Here is a 17,561-nt window from a genome sequence, read left to right as displayed (position 1 = left end):
CTAGCCGACGGCTTGAACTGCCGCTAGCGTCTAGCCATGGCACGGGGCTTTCCCGGGCCAGCCGGAGAGCCCGGATCTGCGACCTCGCGCACGGGGCCCGCATCCGACCCCGTGTCCGACCGGGCACCGGAAGAGGCGGAACTCGGGTGGCCGGGTGCCCATCCGCGGAGCAGGCCTGTGACCACTCGCCGTACCCCCGCCGGTGCCGACCAGACCCCGGCCGCGACTGCCACGACCCGCCGGACCGCCCGTAGCCGCCGCGCGGCTGCCGCGTCGGCCGGCACCGAGGAGCCCCGACCAGCCGGCCCGGCCTTCGTCCTGGACACCTCGGTCCTCCTCTCCGATCCCGCGGCGTTCCACCGCTTCGCCGAGCACGAGGTGGTGCTGCCGCTGGTGGTCATCTCCGAGCTGGAGGGGAAGCGGCACCATCCGGAGCTCGGCTGGTTCGCCCGCCAGTCGCTGCGCATGCTGGACGAGTTGCGGGTCGAGCACGGTCGACTGGACCGGCCGGTCCCCGCCAACGACCAGGGCGGCACCCTGCGGGTGGAGCTGAACCACACCGACGACGGGGTGCTGCCGCCCGGCTTCCGCAGCGACTCGAACGACGCCCGGATCCTCTCCGTGGCGCTCAACCTCGCCGCGGAGGGGCGCGAGGTCACCCTGGTCAGCAAGGACATGCCGCTGCGGGTGAAGGCGGCCTCGGTCGGCCTGCGGGCCGACGAGTACCGGCACGGGCAGGCCAGCGACCCGACCTGGACCGGGATGGCCGAGCTGGAGTTGGCCGAGGAGGAGATCTCCCGGCTGTACGCGGGCGAGACGCTGGACCTGGACGGCGCCGCCGGCCTGCCCTGCCACACCGGGCTGGTGCTGCACTCGGGGCGGGGCTCGGCGCTCGGGCGGGTGCTGCCCGACAAAACCGTACGGCTGGTCCGGGGCGACCGGGAGGCGTTCGGCGTGCACGGGCGCTCGGCGGAACAGCGGGTCGCGCTCGACCTGCTGCTGGACGAGTCGATCGGCATCGTCTCGCTGGGTGGCCGGGCCGGCACCGGCAAGTCCGCCCTGGCGCTCTGCGCCGGGCTGGAGGCGGTGATGGAGCGGCGCCGGCACAAGAAGGTGATCGTCTTCCGCCCGCTCTACGCCGTCGGTGGTCAGGAGTTGGGCTACCTGCCCGGCTCGGAGTCGGAGAAGATGTCTCCCTGGGCCCAGGCGGTCTTCGACACGCTCGGCGCGGTGGTGCACGAGAACGTGCTGGAGGAGGTCACCTCGCGCGGCTTGCTGGAGGTGCTCCCGCTGACCCACATCCGGGGCCGGAGCCTGCACGACGCCTTCGTGATCGTCGATGAGGCGCAGTCGCTGGAGCGCGGCGTGCTGCTCACCGTGCTGTCCCGGATCGGGCAGGGGTCGCGGGTGGTGCTCACCCACGACGTGGCGCAGCGGGACAACCTCCGGGTGGGACGGCACGACGGGGTGACCGCGGTGATCGAGGCGTTGAAGGGTCATCCCCTCTTCGCGCATGTCACCCTCAGCCGTTCGGAGCGTTCTCCGATCGCCGCAATGGTCACGGATCTGTTGGAGGACATCCCGCTCTGAAGCGGCTCTTTGCCCGAGTTTGAGGGCATTATTTTTGTGGCACAGATCACAATTGAGCTTGTTGGTTTCCCCATCAGCCTCACTGTGCGCAATGGTGTCCATCGAGCGCCCGCGCATCAGGGAGATCGCCAGGCATCATTCGCCACCGTAGGGCGGAGAGCCACGGACACCGGTGCGCCGGCCGCGACCGCGGGGTCGGGGCGCTCACGACGCGGACGTGGCGATCGACGGCCACCCGTCGCGTCGCGTCCTTGCCCCCGACGAAGGGACCACTTCGTGAGTCGGCTGTGGAGCCGGTTCGGCGCCCGTACGGCCGCTGTCGCGCTGCTCTCCGTGGGCGTTGCCGGTGGCTTCTATCTGGGCGAAGACCGACAGACCCAGCAGCACGGCCTGACCGCGCAGGTCGGCCTTGAGGTCGACCAGGCGGAGTACGCGTACCAGCGCGACCGGCAGGCCGACCACCGATTGGAGTCCGCCAAGCAGCGGGCCGCCGAGTACCAGGCGAAGCTGCGGGCCGCGGAGGCGGCCAAGGAGGCCGCCGAGCGGGCCAAGGAGGCCGAGGCCGCGGCGGCGTCCCGGAAGAAGGCGCGCGAGGCGGCGGCCGTGACCAAGCCGTACGACGGGCCGATCCCGAGTTCCTGCGAGGAGTACAGCGGCAACCGGAAGATCGGCTGCGCGATCATGCTGGACGCGGGTTTCGGCATCGACCAGTTCCCCTGTCTGGACAAGCTCTGGACCAAGGAGAGCGGCTGGAACCACAAGGCCTACAACGAGGGGTCCGGGGCGTACGGGATCCCGCAGGCCCTGCCCGGCAGCAAGATGGGCTCGGTCGCCGATGACTGGAAGACCAACCCGGCCACCCAGATCAAGTGGGGCCTCGGCTACATCGAGGGCCGATACGACGACCCGTGCGGCGCCTGGCAGCACTCGAAGAGCACCGGCTGGTACTGATCGGACGTTGACGGCGGGGTGTGCGGATCCGCACACCCCGCCGCCGTCTGCCGGCGTGCCGCGCCGCTCAGGTGGCGGCCGGCCCCGATTGCTGATAGCTGTTGGTACGTGACCTGGCGCGGCGGCCCGACGGGCGGCGATCCCCAGCGGTTCGGCACCGAGGCGTTCTACGCGTCGCTCGGCCGGGCCTTCGTGGCGATGTGCGCGGTCGTGCCGGTGCTGTTCCTCATCGAGGCGCTCGACGTCGGGCTGCACGCCAACCTCGACGTCACCGCCGGGATCATCCCGCGCCGGATCCAGGGCCTCGACGGGGTCGTCTTCTCGCCGTTCCTGCACGCGGGCTGGAACCACCTCTACAGCAACAGCATCCCGCTGATCCTGCTCGGCACCTTCGTGCTGGCCGCCGGCACCCGCCGGTTCCTCTGGTCGACCATGGTGATCATCCTGGTCAGCGGGCTGGGCGTGTGGTTCACCGGCTCGCCCAACTCGGTGGTGGTCGGCGCCAGCGGCGTCATCTTCGGCTACATCGGCATCCTGCTCACCCGGGGCGTGGTCGAGCGGAGCTGGTGGAACTTCGCGGTGGTGCTGCTGGTCGGCCTGCTCTACGGCTGGCAGCTGCTCGGCATCCTGCCCACCGACGAGCGCATCTCCTGGCAGGGGCACCTGTTCGGGCTGCTCGGCGGGGCCGTCGCGGCGATCCTGTTCCGGCACCGCCGGACCGAGCCGGCGCTGCCGGAGGGGCCGGAGTCGCCCACCGTCACCATGCCCCGACCGGGCGTCGACGCGTAGCCGGGATGTGCTTGCCCGGGGGCATTCCGGGGCCTACCGTCGGGATCAACACGCGTTGATCCGTTGGCGAAAGTGACGGTACGCCATGCGCGAGGTCGATGTCGCCGTGATCGGGGCCGGTCCGACCGGCCTCTTCGCCGCGTACTACGCCGGGTTCCGCGGACTCTCGGTGGCGGTCGTCGACGCGCTGCCCGAGCCGGGTGGGCAGGTGACCGCCATGTACCCGGAGAAGCTCATCCTCGACGTCGCCGGGTTTCCGGCGATCAAGGGACGGGACCTGGTCGCGAACCTGGTCGCCCAGGCCGCGCCGTTCCACCCCCGGTATCTGCTCGGCACCCGGGCGGAGAAGCTCTCCCACGTCGACGGGCGGCCGGTGCTGAGCCTGGCTGGGGGCGAGCAGCTGGGCTGCGGGGCGGTGGTGGTGACCGGCGGGCTGGGCAGTTTCACGCCCCGGCCGCTGCCGGTGGCCGACAGCTTCCTGGGCGCCGGGATCGTCTACTTCGTACCGCAGCCGGATGAGCTGGCCGGCCGGGACGTGCTGATCGTGGGCGGCGGCGACTCGGCCTTCGACTGGGCGGTCACGCTGGCGCCGATCGCCCGCTCGGTGACCCTCGTGCACCGGCGGGAGAAGTTCCGGGCCCACGCGTCGACCGTGGCGCGGGTCGCCGCCCTGCCGGTTCGCGTGATCGTCAACGCCGAGGTGGCCCGGCTGTACGGCGAGGAGCGGGTGACCGGCGCCGAGATCGCCGTACGCGGCGGCCCGACGGAGACGCTGCCGGTCGACAGCGTGGTGGCCGCCCTCGGCTTCACCGCCGACCTGGGGCCGCTCGCCGAGTGGGGGCTGAAGCTGGACCGCCGGCACATCGTGGTGGACAGTGCGATGGCCACCAACCTGCCCCGGGTCTTCGCGGCCGGTGACATCACCGAATATCCGGGCAAGGTCCGGCTGATCGCCACCGGCTTCGGTGAGGCCGCGACGGCGGTGAACAACGCGGCCGTCGCCATCGACCCGACCGCCCACCTCTTCCCCGGCCACTCGTCGGACGGGAGCTGATCGCCCGGATCAGGCGGCGGGCAGGCCGACCAGGTCGGCCATCAACCCGGTCTGGTGGTCGAAGTACTCGTCGCGGTGCGGCAGCATCCCGTTGATCCGGCCGAAGAGCTCGAAGCTGATCAGTCCGAACAGCTGGGTCCACCCGGCCATGCCCCGGGCCAGCAGCGCCGGCGGCAGGTCGACGGCGAGCAGGACGCCGAGTTCGGCCACGTCGGTCCGCAGGGGCTCGGACAACTCTTCCGCGGGCGGGTCGAGCCGGCCGTCGGCGACCCCGTCGCAGAGGATGCCGACCAGGGTCAGCGGGGGCCGCGATGCCGGCGCGACGGTGTCCGCCGGGGCCGCGTAGCCGGGGACCGGGCTGCCGTAGAGCAGGGCGTACTCGGCGGGGTTGGCCAGCGCCCAGGTCCGGGCGGCCCGGAACGCGGCGTGCCAGCGGCCGCGCAGGTCGGCCCGGTCGACCCCGGCGTCCGCCGCCTCCACCGCGTCGCCCAGCGCCTCGTACGCCTCGAGGATCAGCGCGGTGAGCAGGTCGTCGCGGCTGGGGAAGTAGCGGTAGATCGCCGAGGAGACCATGCCCATGTCGCGGGCGACGGCGCGCAGGGAGAGGTTCGCGCCGTCGGTGGCCAGGTGACGGCGGGCCACCGCCTTGATCTCGTCGATCATGCCGGCGCGAACCCGGGCGCGGAGCGAGTGAGCGACCATGCCTCCACTCTGCCACGTCTGAGAGCGCCAATCAAAACCGAGAGCACTGCTCTTGACGATAGGTGGGCCGAGGATGCATGCTCTGACGCGAGAGCAGTGCTCTCGACACGGACTTCTGCTTCGAAGGGTGGACCCATGTCCCTGCACGTGATCGTCGGTGCCGGCCCGGTCGGCACCGCCACGGCCCGTCTCCTCGCCGAGCGCGGCGACCGGGTGCGGATGGTGACCCGGCGGGGCGCCGGCCCGGAGCACCCCGCGATCGAGCGGGTCGCGGCCGACGCCGCCGACGCCGCGCGGCTCAGTGCGCTGACCGAGGGTGCCGTCGCGCTGTACAACTGCGCGAATCCGGCGTACCACCGGTGGCCGGTGGACTGGCCGCCGCTGGCCGCCGCGCTGCTCACCGCCGCCGAGCGGACCGGCGCGGTGCTCGCCACGGTCGGCAACCTCTACGGGTACGGGCCGGTCGAGGGCCCGACGACCGAGACGACCCCGCTCGCCGCCACCGGTACCAAGGGCAAGGTCCGGAACCGGATGTGGGCCGACGCGCTCGCCGCGCACCGCGCCGGTCGAGTCCGGGTCACCGAGGTACGCGGCTCCGACTACGTCGGCGTCGGCGGGACCTCGCTGGCCATGATGGTGCTGCCGCGGGTGCTCGCCGGGCAGCGGGTGTTCCTGCCGGTCGACTGGGACGCCCCGCACACCTGGACGTACATCCCGGATGTCGCCCGTACCCTGGTCGCCGCCGCGACCGACGAGCGGGCCTGGGGACGGGCCTGGCACGTGCCCAGCGCACCCGCCGTGTCGATGCGGGAACTGGCCGCCCGCGCGGCGGCCCTGGTCGGCGCGCCGGCGCCCAAGCTGACCCGGATGCCCTACCCGGTGCTCTGGCTCGGCGGCCTCGTCAACCCAATGGCCCGTGAGCTGCGGGAGACCGCCTACCAGTTCGATCGGCCGTTCGTGATGGACTCGACCGCCGCCACCGACACCCTCGGCATCGAGCCGACCCCGCTCGACCAGATGATCAAGGAGACGGTGACCGGGCTGCGCGGCTGACGGACTTACCGGAGTGCGGCGACGAGGACCGCGACCAGGGTGAGCGCCGCGCCCAGCAGGGTGGTCGGCCCAGGGTGGGAGGCACTGGTCGGCAGCAGCAGGTCCAGCAGGACAGCCCCGACGATCTGCCCCGCGATGGTCGCCAGGCCGAGCAGCAGCACCCCGGTGAAGCGGACGATGGCGGCGGCGAGCGCGATGAACACGATGCCGATCGGGCCGCCCAGGTAGAGCCAGAACTCGTTCGGGAGGCTGCCGGCCGGGCGGCCCCGGACCGCCACCTCCACGACGAGCGTGAGGAGCAGCGCCGCCGTGCCGACGGTGAAGTTGACCACCGTGGCCGTCATGGCGCTGTCGGCGGCCGCCCGGACCCGGCCGTTCACCGCCTGCTGCCAGGCGATGCCCACCCCGGCCCCGAGCGGCAGCAGGGCCAGGGCCAGGGCGGCCGGGTCGCCGAGCCGGTCGCCCACCGCCAGCACCACCGCGAGCACGGTGAGCGCCGCGCCGACCAGCCGGTTCGGGGTGACCGGCTGCCGCCCGGTGGGCCCGATGCCGGCCCGGTCGACGAGCAGGCTGCTGCCGGACTGGCCGGCCACCACGGCCACGGTGAACACCGCCACGCCCAGGGTGCCGATGGTCAGCCCCTGGGTGGCGACGAGGAAGGCGCCGCACACCCCGCCGAGGCACTGCCACGGCCGGAGCGAGCCGTCCCGCAGCGCCGTCCGGAGGGCGACCAGCCCCCGCCGACCACCGGGGGTGGCGGGGACCAGCACCAGCAGGATCACCAGGCCCAGGCCGAACGAGACCACCGCGGCGGCGATCCCGTCGGCCAGGCGTACGCCGAGTTCGCCGTTGATCCGGGACTGCACGGCCACCGCGACCCCCGAGGCGGTGGCCAGCCCGACGCCGGCGATCCGCCGCGTGGTCGGCAGCGTGGGGGGTGCCGCCGTCGTCCCGGTCGCGCTCACTCCTGCTCGGCCAGGGGCCGCCCGTCGAAGTCGACCGCCGAGTAGAGGGCCAGCTTCTCCAGCCGGTGGTACGAGTCGATCACCCGGATCGTGCCGCTCTTGGAGCGCATCACGATCGACTGGGTGTACGCCCCGCCGGCCCGGTAGCGCACCCCGCGCAGCAGGTCACCGGAGGTGACCCCAGTGGCCACGAAGAAGCAGTTGTCGCCGGTGACCAGGTCGTCGGTGAACAGCACCCGGTCCAGGTCGTGCCCGGCGGCGAGCGCCTTCTCCCGCTCCTCGGCGTCCTTCGGCCAGAGCTTGGCCTGCATCATGCCGCCCATGCACTTGAGCGCGCAGGCCGCGGTGATGCCCTCCGGGGTGCCGCCGATGCCCATCAGCACGTCGACGTCGGACTCACCCCGGGCCGCCGCGATGGCGCCGGCGATGTCCCCGTCGGAGATGAGCCGGATACCTGCCCCGGTACGCCGGATCTGCTTCACCAGGTCGTCGTGGCGGGGCCGGTCCAGCACGCAGACCGTCACCTCGGCGGTGTCGGCGCCCTTGACCTTGGCGATCCGCCGGATGTTCTCGGCCACCCCGGCGTTGATGTCGACCACGTCGGCGTACATCGGGCCGACGGCCAGCTTCTCCATGTAGAAGACGGCGCTCGGGTCGAACATGGCGCCGCGCTCGGCCACCGCCAGCACCGCGAGGGCGTTCGGCATGCCCTTGCTCATCAGGGTGGTGCCGTCGATCGGGTCGACCGCCACGTCCACCTCGGGTCCGGTCCCGTCGCCGACCTCCTCGCCGTTGAAGAGCATCGGGGCGTTGTCCTTCTCGCCCTCGCCGATCACCACGACACCGCGCATCGGGATCGAGTTGATCAGCTTGCGCATGGCGTCGACGGCCGCGCCGTCGCCGCCCTCCTTGTCGCCCCGGCCGACCCAACGGCCGGCGGCCATCGCCGCGGCCTCGGTGACCCGGACCAGGTCGAGGGCGAGGTTGCGGTCGAGATTCTGCGGTGTCCGCGTCCTGGTGGTTGTCATCACGGTTCCTCCTCGCGACGTTGCGGGGTGGACCGGCGGGCAACTGCCGTCGTCGCCACCGGCTCTGTCGCTGATCCTCACACGATCTCAGGTTCCGTGCCGGAGCGGGGCGGAGGAGGCCAGGATCACCTCACCCGGAGGGCTGCGACAATGGTCGGGTGGAACCCGCACAGCCTGCCAACCGCGTACCGACCACCACCACCCCGCCCGACGGCCAGCCGCCGGTCGGGTCGGCCGCCGGCAAGGACAAGGCGCGCTCCGAGCGGTCGCCCCGGGACATGGCCCTCTCGCTGGCGGTGCTGCTGGTGCCGATCGTGCTGCTGCTCGCCTTCTACCGGGGCTTCCTCGGTGGGGACGAGCCGGCCACGGTCGACCCGAACCCCGCCGTCGAGCAGGCCCGGGCGGCCGCTGCGTTCCCGGTCAGCCGGCCCGAGGGGCTCGGCGGGGACTGGCGCATGGTCAGCGCCCGCTACCAGGCCGCTCCGGACGGCGCGACGCTGCGGCTCGGCTACCTGACCCCGGAGGGCCGGGGCGCGCAGCTCGTGCAGAGCAACGTACCCGCCGAGAAGCTGCTGCCGGCCGAGCTGAAGGGCGGCCAGCCGCAGGGACCGGCCGACCTGCCGGGCGGGACCTGGCAGCGCTACGCCGCCCGGGACAACGAGCAGGCCCTCGTCCTGCTGGAGCCGAACCGGACGGTGATCGTGGTCGGTGACGCCGGTGAGAACGAATTGCGGCAGCTCGCGACCGCGCTGCGCTGACCCGCCGGGCATTCCGGTGCCCCCGGTCGTCGGACCGGTCGGCTAGGCTGCCCGGACCTGACAATCCGGCACACGCGACGTGTCGGGACAGCTCACCGGAAAGAGAACAACGTGAACATTCGACGGTGGAGCGTCGGCGTCCTCGCCGCCGCCCTGTTCGTGCCCGGTCTGGCCGCCTGCAAGACCGGGGCCGACTCGCCGACCGCCGAGAGCAAGTCCGCCGCCCCGACGGTCCCCGCGGACCCGAAGGAGGCGCTGGTCGCCTCCACCACGGAGATCAAAAAGGGCAACTTCACCTTCACCATCTCCGGCGGCGAGTTCAACGGTGAGGGCACGGTGCACATGCCGTCCAAGAGCGCCGAGATGAAGCTCAGCAGCGGCCAGGGCTCCGCCGACGACATGAAGATGCACCTGGTCTTCATCGACACCGACAGCTGGCTGAAGTTGGACCTCGGCGCGATGGCCGACTCCGTCCCCAGCCTCAAGGAGATGAAGGACAAGTACCAGCACCTGGATCGCAGCAAGATCAAGGACGCCAAGGAGTTGACCTTCGACTTCGCGGACGTCGACCCGGCCGGCAGCGACAAGATCATCGCCGCGATCACCGAGGTCAAGAAGACCGGTGAGGGCACGTACGCGGGCGCCATCGACGCCACCAAGGCGACCGACTCCGACGTGCTGGACGCCGAGGTGGTCAAGGCCCTCGGCGACAAGGCCAAGGCCGTCCCGTTCACCGCGAAGGTCGACGCGCAGGGCCGGCTGACCGAGTTCGCCGTCCAGGTGCCCGCCGCCGGCAGCGTCCCGGCGTCGACCGTGACCGTCACCTACGCCGACTATGGCGCCGCGACCGCGGTCAAGGCGCCGCCGGCCGGGCAGGTCGTCGAGGCGTCGGACAAGGTCTACGACATGTTCAAGGCCTGATCCGGGCCCGGGTGGGGGCGGCGTCGGTCGTCCCCACCCGACGGGCCGGTTCGGACAGGGATTGCGGAACACCCCTTCAGGGAACAGAAGAGGGCACGAGCCGACCGGGGCCGCCACGGCGGCCGGACGGGGCTCGTGCGCCGGAGCCGGTGTGCGGGGCTGCGGCGCCAGCCTCCGGCACCTCGTGGGCCGGACGACCCACTTGGAGAGTTCTCATGAAGATTCGACACTTCAGCGCGGCGGCCTTCGCCGCGGCGCTGCTCATCCCCGGCCTGACGGCCTGTGACAGCAGCGGTACCGGCGACGCGGGCGCCTCCGCGTCCCCCACCGTCTCGAGCAGCATCGCCCCGAGCGGTACGCCGGGCACCGGCGACGCCAAGCAGGCACTGCTGAACTCCACCAACGCGATCCGCGACGGGAACTTCCGGTTCACCATGTCCGGCGCGGGCTCCACGGCCGAGGGGCAGGTGCACGAGCCGAGCCAGAGCGCGGAGATGCGGATGACGATCGGCGACCCGTCGTCCGACCTGATGATGAAGCTGGACCTGATCCACGCCAAGCCCGACAGCTGGGTGAAGCTGGAGCTCGGCGGCAAGGCCGCGAGCAGCGTCCCCGGGGCGCAGAAGCTCAACCTCGGCAAGTACCAGCACCTCGACCAGACCCGGATCAAGGGCAACCGGGCGCTCGGCTTCGACTTCGACCGGCTCGACCCGGCCGGCAGCGCCGTGCTGACCCAGGGCGTCACCGAGGTCCGGCAGACCGGCGAGGGCGCGTACGCGGGCACCGTCGACATCTCGAAGGCGGCCGAGGCCGGCTCGCTCGACCCGGCCGTGATCACCGCGCTCGGGGCGCAGGCGAAGACCGTGCCGTTCACCGCCAAGGTCGACCCGCAGGGCCGGCTCAGCGAGCTGGTGCTCCAGGTGCCGGCCGCCGGGCAGGCCGCCGCCCAGGACATCAAGATCACTTACTCGGACTACGGCAACGCGACCGCCGCGCAGAAGCCCCCGGCCGACCAGGTCGTCGAGGCGCCGCCGGAGTTCTACAACCTGTTCAACTGACCCCGACGGGTGCGACGGGACGGCCGAGGGGCCGCCCCGTCGCCGGGTCCGGTTATGCCTCGGCGCGCTGCCGGGCCGCGTCGATCCGGGCTCGCGCGCCGTCCAGCCAGCGCTGGCAGATCGCGGCGAGCTGCTCGCCGCGCTCCCAGAGCGCCAGCGACTCCTCCAGCGAGGTGCCGCCGGCCTCCAGCCGCTCGACCACCTGGGCCAGCTCGGCGCGGGCCTGCTCGTAGCTGAGCCGCTCGTCCTGCTTCTCGTCAGTCATCAGTCCCATTCCTTCAACCGTCGACGGTCGCGGTCAGCTCGCCCTCGGCGAGGCGTACCCGCAGCGGGTCACCCTTGGCCACCTCGGACGCCGCCCGGACCACGTGGCCGTCGGCGCGCTGCACGATCGCGTACCCCCGATCGAGGGTCGCCGCGGGGGAGAGGGCTCGCAGCCGGGCCAGGGTGTGCCGCAGGTCGTCGCCGGCCGCGCCGAGCCGGTGGTCCAGGCAGCGGCCGGCCCGGTCGCGCAGCGCGGTGACCTCGACGGCCCGCTGGTCGACTATCACCTGCGGGCGGGCCAGCGCCGGGCGGGAGCGGAGCAGGTCGAGGCGGTGCGACTCCCGGTCGACCAGATTGCGGACCGCCCGCTCCAGCCGCGACCGGGCCTGGCCGATCAGCCGTATCTCCTCGGCGAGGTCGGGGACGATCCGTTTCGCCGCGTCGGTCGGCGTGGACGCCCGTACGTCGGCGACGTGGTCCAGCAGCGGCGCGTCGGTCTCGTGGCCGATCGCGCTGACCACCGGCGTACGGCAGGCGAAGACCGCCCGGCACAGCGCCTCGTCGGAGAAGGGGAGCAGGTCCTCGATGCTGCCGCCGCCGCGGGCGATGACGATCACGTCGACGGCCGGGTCGGCGTCGAGCACCTTGAGCGCGTCGACGATCTGCGGGACCGCGCTCGGCCCCTGCACCGCGACGTTCACGGTCCGGAACTCCACCGCCGGCCAGCGCCGCCGGGCGTTGGTGAGCACGTCCCGCTCGGCGGCCGAGGCGCGGCCGGTGATCAACCCGACCCGGCCGGGCAGGAACGGCGGTCGCCGCTTGCGGGACCGGTCGAAGAGCCCCTCGGCGGCCAGCAGCTTCTTGAGCTTCTCCAGCCGGGCCAGCAGCTCGCCGAGCCCGACCTGGCGGATCTCGTCGGCGCGCAGGCTGAGCGTGCCCCGGGCGGCGTAGAACTCGGGCTTGGCGTGCAGCACCACCCGGGCGCCCTCGCGCAGCTCGGGCGCGCCCGCGTCGAGCACGTCCCGGTTGGTGGTGACGGTGAGACTGAGATCCGCCGAGGGGTCACGCAGGGTGAGGAAGACGGTGGTGGCGCCGGGGCGACGGCTGATCTGGGCCACCTGCCCGTCCACCCAGACCCAGCCGAGCCGGGCGATCCAGGCGCCGATCTTCTGGCTGACGACCCGGACCGGCCACGGCTCCTCCGACGTGCTCCGCCCCGGCTCGCCGCCGCCCTGCGCCACCTCGCTCACCCGCCCACCCTACGGCCCGCCCCCGACACCGCCGCGTCCATCCGCGGGGCGCCGCCGACGCGGCACCGGTCAGGCCAGGGCGGCCAGCCCGCGCGTCCTCACCGCGCGCCCGGGCGAGGCGGTCTCCGTTACGGTGTGCTCCCAGTGCGCGGCCACCGCGCCGTCGAGCGCGCTGATCGTCCAGCCGTCGTCGGCAAGCGTGACAGCCCGTCGCAGCCGCCGCCCGGGAAATACCGGGCACGTACGATGGTCGGGTGACTGACGCTGACACCACTCCCCGGACCGGCAAGCGCGTGCTCCTGGCCAAGCCCCGTGGCTACTGCGCGGGCGTGGACCGGGCGGTGCAGACCGTCGAGGAGGCGTTGAAGCTCTACGGTGCCCCGATCTACGTCCGCAAGCAGATCGTGCACAACAAGCACGTGGTGCAGACCCTGGAGGCCAAGGGCGCGATCTTCGTGGAGGAGAACGAGGAGGTGCCGGAGGGCGCCACCGTCATCTTCTCCGCGCACGGCGTCGCCCCTGAGGTCTACGAGCAGGCCAGGGAGCGCTCGCTCAAGGCGATCGACGCGACCTGCCCGCTGGTCACCAAGGTGCACCAGGAGGCCCGCCGGTTCGCCGCCGAGGACTACGACATCCTGCTGATCGGCCACGAGGGGCACGAGGAGGTCATCGGCACCGCGGGTGAGGCGCCCGCCCACATCCAGCTCGTGGACGGCCCGGACGGCGTCGACAAGGTCACCGTGCGCGACCCGGACAAGGTCGTCTGGCTCTCCCAGACCACCCTCTCGGTGGACGAGACGCTGGAGACCGTCGCCCGGCTCAAGCAGCGGCTGCCGCTGCTCCAGTCACCGCCCAGCGACGACATCTGCTACGCCACCTCCAACCGGCAGCAGGTGGTCAAGGAGATCGCGCCGGACTGCGACGTGGTGATCGTCGTCGGCTCGCGCAACTCCTCCAACTCGGTCCGCCTGGTCGAGGTCGCCCTGGACGCCGGCGCCCGCGCCGGGCACCTGGTCGACTTCGCCGACGAGATCGACGACGCCTGGCTGGCCGGCGCTCGTACCGTCGGGGTCACCTCCGGCGCCAGCGTGCCGGACGAGCTGGTGCAGCAGGTGCTCGCGCACCTCGCCGAGCGGGGCTTCACCGACGTCGAGGAGATCACCACCGCCAACGAGCGGCTCACCTTCTCGCTCCCCCAGGAGCTCAAGCGGGACATGAAGGCGGCGGCCACCCGCGGCTGACCGGCTGGAACGGATCAGGCGTCGGGCACGTCCAACCGGGTATGAAGACTCCTCGGACGGTGCTCGTCGCCCTGGTCGCCGCAGCGGCGTTGACCGCCTGCGCCGCCCCGGGCGCCGACCCCGCCAGCCCCGGATCGACGGGAGCCGCCCCGATGACCAGCACGCCCGACCCCGGCGTCACGTCCAACGACCCGTACAACCCGCTCGACCCGAGGCCCCCGCGGGGCGGCTCGGCGAAGCCGGCGGGTGCCAGCAGCACCATCACCGGGACGGTGGAGAACGGGGTGGAGCCGAACTGCTTCCTGCTCGACGGCAACCTGCTGGTCGGCGCGCCGCGTGGCGCGCTCAAGGTCGGCGCCCGGGTGACCGTCACCGGCCGGTCCCAGCCGGACCTGATGACCACCTGCCAGCAGGGCACGCCGTTCGTCGTGGAGTCCGTCCGCCCCGCCTGACGGCCGGCCCGAACGGCACGGAGCCCGTCCCCGGATCGGGGGACGGGCTCCGTGGTCCGATCAGACGGTCAGTTCACCGCGCCGATCGAGACGTTCCCGCGTCCGACGACGGCGCCCTGGTCGGTGACCACGAGCAGCTCACCGAAGAGGCGGCGACCCGGTGCCGGCGCCGACTGCGCCGTCACCGACCCGCTCAGGCCGGCCGTCGCGCCGTTGTTCAGCGCCACGGTGGTCGCGGTCGCGTCCAGGGTGCCGAGCGCGGTGGCGTAGAACACGTCCCGGTAGTCGTACGTCGTGGTGCCGGCGGGCACCGAGTACCCGTCGATGATCACGTCGTACGTGCCGGCGACCGGGTTCGCGATGGAAACCGACTCGTCCGAGTCACCGTCGGCCGACTGGGCCACCCGGACCCCGTTGCGCTGGACGACCAGGTCCAGGTCGGCCTTCTGGTCGCTCGGGTTGTTGATCGCCACGTCCAGCCGGGTCGCGCCGACCGGAACGGTCACGTGGTACGTCTGCCGCTCGCCGTTGGCGATGGTCGGCCGGCTGACCGCCGCGCTGCCCAACGGGCCGCCCTTGCCGCTGACCGTGACCGGACCGAAGGCGTTGGTCAGGGTCCAGGTCACCGGGGTGGCCTGACCGGCGGGGACGGACGCCAGCTCCACCGTCGCCGGGTCGACCTTCACGCCCTGCACCGCGGCGCTGAGCGTGAAGGGGTTCTCCAGCAGCGGAGAGGTACGCCGCGACTCGACCTCGATCTCCCACAGGCCCGGCAGCGGGTTGGCGTAGTCGCGCTCGTCCGCCTTGCAGGTGTTGGCCGGGTTCGTGAAGTTGTTGTAGCAGCCGGTGCTGGCCGTGCTCTCGACCGGCACCCCGTACGGGTTGAACGCGATGAACCGGGTCTGCGAGCCGTCGGCCAGGCCCGACAGGTTCACCTGCAGCGTTGACGCGCCCGCCGGCACATTGACGAAGTACGAGGTGAACCCGTTGCGGTCCACCGAGCCGGAGGTGGTGAAGCGGTAGTCCGGGGCGCTCACGTCCTGGCCGATGACGATCGTGTTGAGCACCTCGAAGTCGACGCCGGGGGTGGCCGGGTCGTCGACCCGCATGACGGCGCTGTGCACGCCGTACCCGCCCTTGGTCTCGAGCTGGAGCTGGACCGGCGTGTTCAGCGGCAGTACCAGGCTGTGCCGGTAGTCGCGGAACGTGCCGTCGTTGCCCAGCAGGGTCACGTCGTGCCGGACGGGCTGGTCCGGACCGGTGGTCCGGGTGACGGTCAGGGTGTAGGTCTTGTCCACGTTGGGCGCCTGACCGCCCTGGTTCGCGGCGCACGCGTTGTAGACACCGGTACCCGTGCCCGGAGTCGACAGGTAGCCGGACAGCGCGGAGCAGACCGGCGCGCTGACCGAGTAGTTCCGCAGCTGGAGGTTGTGGCCGCCGAGCAGGTTCCAGGCGCCGACGGTGTTGAACATGCCGTTGCCCTGGCCGTGCGCCGGCACCCCCTCGATCCACTTGGCCGAGGAGTAGATCGCCCGACGCAGTTCGGCGGGGGAGACCCCGAACCCGTTGGCCCTGGCGGCCGAGAGCAGCAGCGCCGCCGCACCGGTGGCCTGCGGCGAGGCCATCGAGGTGCCGTTGAGCATCGAGTAGCCCGGCGGCAGCCGGTAGCCGGCCTCCGGCACCGGTCCGCCCGCCTGCCACAGCGGCGTGGTGGAGATGGCCGAGCCGGGGGCGGTGATGTTCGGCTTGAACCCGCCGTCCTCGCGCGGCCCGCGCGAGGAGAAGTTGAACAGCTGGTACGGCGTCCGGGTCTCGGAGCCGTAGTTGGCCAGCCAGGTCTCCTTGCTGACCCCGGCGGCCACGCTCACCACGCTGCTCGCCACCGACGGGTCGCCGACCGTGTTGATGCCCGGGCCGGAGTTGCCCGCCGAGATGAACAGCTGCACGCCGTAGTCGTTGATCAGCCGGTCGTAGAGCTGGGCGCGGGCGTTGTTGGCGTCGTTGAGCGCCGGCAGGCCGCCGATCGACATGTTGACCACGTCGACGTGCCGGTTGACCACGAGCTCCACCATGCCGTCGGTGAGTGCCGCGTAGGTGCAGCCTCCGCCCCAGTTGCACGCCCGGGCCGAGACCAGCTTGGCGCCGGGCGCGGCGCCGTCGAGCGCCGGGTTGCCGAACATGTCGTTGGCGGCGGTGATGCCGGCGACGTGCGAGCCGTGCTGGGCCTCGACGATGCCGATGTTGACGAAGTCGCCCTTCTGCCCGACGTAAGGGCCACCGTAGGGGCTGAGGTCCACGTCCTCGCGGTACTCGACTACGAACGGGGTCCGCTCGGCGATCGGGGTGGCGGGGTTGTCGGTGCCGAAGTGGCCGACGTCGAAGCGCTCCTTGTAGGGGCGCATCACCGGGTCGTCGGTGAAGTCGAGGTTCTGGTTCGTGTCGACCCGGACGTCGTGGGTCTCCGGGTCGTACAGGATGCCGAATGTGTCGGTCTTGTCGCCGTCCTTGTTGATGTCACCGCCGGGCTCGTCGTTGGCGGTGATGCTCTCCGAGAACCGGTTGATCCGCCAGGTCCCCGCCGGCGCCGTCCAGGTGGCGCCCGCGTAGCTGAAGGTCGGCCCGGTGACCGCGGTGAGCATGGCGCGCCAGGTGCCGTCCGAGTCGAAGATGGGGTCCGTGGCCGTGAACCAGTCGACGATCTTGCGCTCACCGGTGGAGGTGGTCTGGAGCGCCGGGTTGTCCAGGTCCACACCCGAGTCCATGATGCCGATCGTCACGCCGCGGCCGTCCCACTCCGGGTGGGCCTGCTTGAACGCGACGGCGCCGGTCTCGTTGGTCGGCATGTACGGGTTGGCGGCCGGGGTGTCCGGGCCGGGCGCCGCGACGGCGGCGGCCTGCGCCGCTCCCTCCGCCGCTGCGGTGACCGGCTCGGGCTTGGGCAGCGGGATCGACTCGTTCAGGTCGATGGCCGCCACGCCGGGCAGCTTCGCGGCCTGGAGCACGGCGTCGGTGGGCACGGAGGCGCGGACGTAGCCGACTCCGTCCACCTCCTTGGCGACCGTGGCGCCGAGCTTGCGGAGCTGGGCGGCGACGGCGCCGGCCTTGCCCTTGTCGGTGGCGATGATCAGGACCACGCGCTTGTCGCCCTTGGCGCGGGCCTGGGCGAGCAACTCGTGGTCGTGCGATCCGAGCTTGTCGGCCCCGTGGCCCTTCGGGGCCTTGGCCGGGGCGGGGGCGGCGCTGGCACCGGTGGCGCCGGCCGTCAGCGTGATCGCGCCGGCGGCGACGACCGACGCGGCGAAGCCGGCCGAGACGCGACGCGTCCAGCGAGGGGGTCTGTCCACGTTCTCTTCCTCCGACGAGAAAGGGGGGCCCTGTGGGTGCAGGGCGGGTGTGATGGATCTTCGATGATCGGCGGGCGACTGTCACTGGCGCCCTGCGAGTTGTGACCTCGTTGTGTCGTGGTCGAGCAACCCTTTCACAAT

General features: G+C 72.3%; 16 protein-coding genes. 10 read left to right on the top strand and 6 right to left on the bottom strand.

Translation table 11 applies throughout. The annotated features are described in order from the left end of the window. The first annotated feature begins 177 nt into the window (after positions 1-177). From ONA70_RS01440 to ONA70_RS01425, 4 genes are all read left to right on the top strand, one after another. Positions 178-1,590, top strand: a complete 1,413-nt coding sequence (locus ONA70_RS01440; RefSeq protein WP_265004460.1) for a PhoH family protein — start codon at positions 178-180, stop codon at positions 1,588-1,590. Between the two features lie 276 nt (positions 1,591-1,866). Continuing rightward, positions 1,867-2,541, top strand: a complete 675-nt coding sequence (locus tag ONA70_RS01435) for an aggregation-promoting factor C-terminal-like domain-containing protein (protein WP_265004459.1) — start codon at positions 1,867-1,869, stop codon at positions 2,539-2,541. A 108-nt stretch (positions 2,542-2,649) separates the two neighbouring features. Next, positions 2,650-3,330, top strand: a complete 681-nt coding sequence (locus tag ONA70_RS01430) for a rhomboid family intramembrane serine protease (RefSeq protein ID WP_265004458.1) — start codon at positions 2,650-2,652, stop codon at positions 3,328-3,330. Between the two features lie 85 nt (positions 3,331-3,415). Then, on the top strand, positions 3,416-4,384 hold the full coding sequence (locus ONA70_RS01425; RefSeq protein ID WP_265004457.1) for an NAD(P)/FAD-dependent oxidoreductase: 969 nt from the start codon (positions 3,416-3,418) through the stop codon (positions 4,382-4,384). Positions 4,385-4,393: 9 nt separating this feature from the next. On the opposite strand, the gene ONA70_RS01420 is transcribed toward ONA70_RS01425, so the two are convergent. Continuing rightward, positions 4,394-5,086, bottom strand: a complete 693-nt coding sequence (locus tag ONA70_RS01420; RefSeq protein ID WP_265004456.1) for a TetR/AcrR family transcriptional regulator — start codon at positions 5,084-5,086, stop codon at positions 4,394-4,396. A gap of 135 nt (positions 5,087-5,221) precedes the next feature. Between ONA70_RS01420 and ONA70_RS01415 the strand changes: the two genes are divergently transcribed. After that, the gene (locus tag ONA70_RS01415) at positions 5,222-6,139 is read left to right on the top strand and encodes an NAD-dependent epimerase/dehydratase family protein (protein WP_265004455.1); all 918 of its coding nucleotides are present in this window, start codon (positions 5,222-5,224) and stop codon (positions 6,137-6,139) included. Positions 6,140-6,144: 5 nt separating this feature from the next. Here ONA70_RS01415 and ONA70_RS01410 read toward each other — a convergent pair whose 3' ends face one another. Continuing rightward, a complete protein-coding gene (locus ONA70_RS01410; protein ID WP_265004454.1) occupies positions 6,145-7,104 on the bottom strand; it encodes a DMT family transporter in 960 nt (319 codons plus the stop codon). Beyond that, entirely contained in the window at positions 7,101-8,132 is a 1,032-nt protein-coding gene (glpX, locus tag ONA70_RS01405; protein WP_265004453.1) for a class II fructose-bisphosphatase, read from the bottom strand. Before glpX ends, ONA70_RS01410 begins: the two co-directional genes overlap by 4 nt. Before the next feature lie 158 nt (positions 8,133-8,290). On the opposite strand from glpX, the gene ONA70_RS01400 reads away from it, so the two are divergent. The 3 genes from ONA70_RS01400 (at position 8,291) to ONA70_RS01390 (ending at position 10,869) form a co-directional block, all read left to right on the top strand. Then, complete coding sequence (locus ONA70_RS01400; protein ID WP_265004452.1) at positions 8,291-8,890, top strand: DUF4245 domain-containing protein; 600 nt, start codon at positions 8,291-8,293, stop codon at positions 8,888-8,890. Between the two features lie 111 nt (positions 8,891-9,001). Further along, a complete protein-coding gene (locus tag ONA70_RS01395) occupies positions 9,002-9,811 on the top strand; it encodes a hypothetical protein (RefSeq protein ID WP_265004451.1) in 810 nt (269 codons plus the stop codon). Between the two features lie 215 nt (positions 9,812-10,026). Beyond that, positions 10,027-10,869 carry a hypothetical protein gene (locus tag ONA70_RS01390; RefSeq protein WP_265004450.1) on the top strand — a complete coding sequence of 281 codons (843 nt, stop codon included), beginning with the start codon at positions 10,027-10,029 and terminating at the stop codon, positions 10,867-10,869. A gap of 52 nt (positions 10,870-10,921) precedes the next feature. Here the strand turns inward: ONA70_RS01390 and ONA70_RS01385 are convergent, their stop codons facing one another. Both ONA70_RS01385 and xseA read right to left on the bottom strand, forming a co-directional pair. After that, on the bottom strand, positions 10,922-11,134 hold the full coding sequence (locus tag ONA70_RS01385; RefSeq protein WP_265004449.1) for an exodeoxyribonuclease VII small subunit: 213 nt from the start codon (positions 11,132-11,134) through the stop codon (positions 10,922-10,924). Positions 11,135-11,147: 13 nt separating this feature from the next. Further along, positions 11,148-12,383: an exodeoxyribonuclease VII large subunit gene (gene xseA / locus ONA70_RS01380; protein ID WP_265004448.1), complete on the bottom strand. Its 1,236-nt coding sequence runs from the start codon at positions 12,381-12,383 to the stop codon at positions 11,148-11,150. A gap of 254 nt (positions 12,384-12,637) precedes the next feature. Between xseA and ONA70_RS01375 the strand changes: the two genes are divergently transcribed. Beyond that, positions 12,638-13,624 (top strand): 4-hydroxy-3-methylbut-2-enyl diphosphate reductase, encoded by a 987-nt coding sequence (locus ONA70_RS01375; protein WP_265004447.1) that lies wholly within the window; start codon positions 12,638-12,640, stop codon positions 13,622-13,624. 41 nt (positions 13,625-13,665) lie between these two features. Further along, the gene (locus ONA70_RS01370; RefSeq protein ID WP_265004446.1) at positions 13,666-14,076 is read left to right on the top strand and encodes a hypothetical protein; all 411 of its coding nucleotides are present in this window, start codon (positions 13,666-13,668) and stop codon (positions 14,074-14,076) included. Positions 14,077-14,144: 68 nt separating this feature from the next. Here ONA70_RS01370 and ONA70_RS01365 read toward each other — a convergent pair whose 3' ends face one another. Continuing rightward, the gene (locus ONA70_RS01365; protein WP_265004445.1) at positions 14,145-17,420 is read right to left on the bottom strand and encodes a S8 family serine peptidase; all 3,276 of its coding nucleotides are present in this window, start codon (positions 17,418-17,420) and stop codon (positions 14,145-14,147) included. Positions 17,421-17,561 lie beyond the last annotated feature (141 nt).

The sequence above is a fragment of the Micromonospora yasonensis genome, from assembly GCF_026013475.1.
GTDB lineage: Bacteria > Actinomycetota > Actinomycetes > Mycobacteriales > Micromonosporaceae > Micromonospora > Micromonospora yasonensis.
This window is presented reverse-complemented; position numbering and strand designations above follow the sequence as displayed.

Coding starts and splice junctions, on each gene's coding strand:
- ONA70_RS01425 (WP_265004457.1), top strand. CDS start 3,416: ATGCGCGAGGTCGATGTCGCCGTGATCGGGGCCGGTCCGACCGGCCTC.
- ONA70_RS01420 (WP_265004456.1), bottom strand. CDS start 5,086: ATGGTCGCTCACTCGCTCCGCGCCCGGGTTCGCGCCGGCATGATCGAC.
- ONA70_RS01415 (WP_265004455.1), top strand. CDS start 5,222: ATGTCCCTGCACGTGATCGTCGGTGCCGGCCCGGTCGGCACCGCCACG.
- glpX (WP_265004453.1), bottom strand. CDS start 8,132: ATGACAACCACCAGGACGCGGACACCGCAGAATCTCGACCGCAACCTC.
- ONA70_RS01390 (WP_265004450.1), top strand. CDS start 10,027: ATGAAGATTCGACACTTCAGCGCGGCGGCCTTCGCCGCGGCGCTGCTC.
- ONA70_RS01385 (WP_265004449.1), bottom strand. CDS start 11,134: ATGACTGACGAGAAGCAGGACGAGCGGCTCAGCTACGAGCAGGCCCGC.
- ONA70_RS01370 (WP_265004446.1), top strand. CDS start 13,666: ATGAAGACTCCTCGGACGGTGCTCGTCGCCCTGGTCGCCGCAGCGGCG.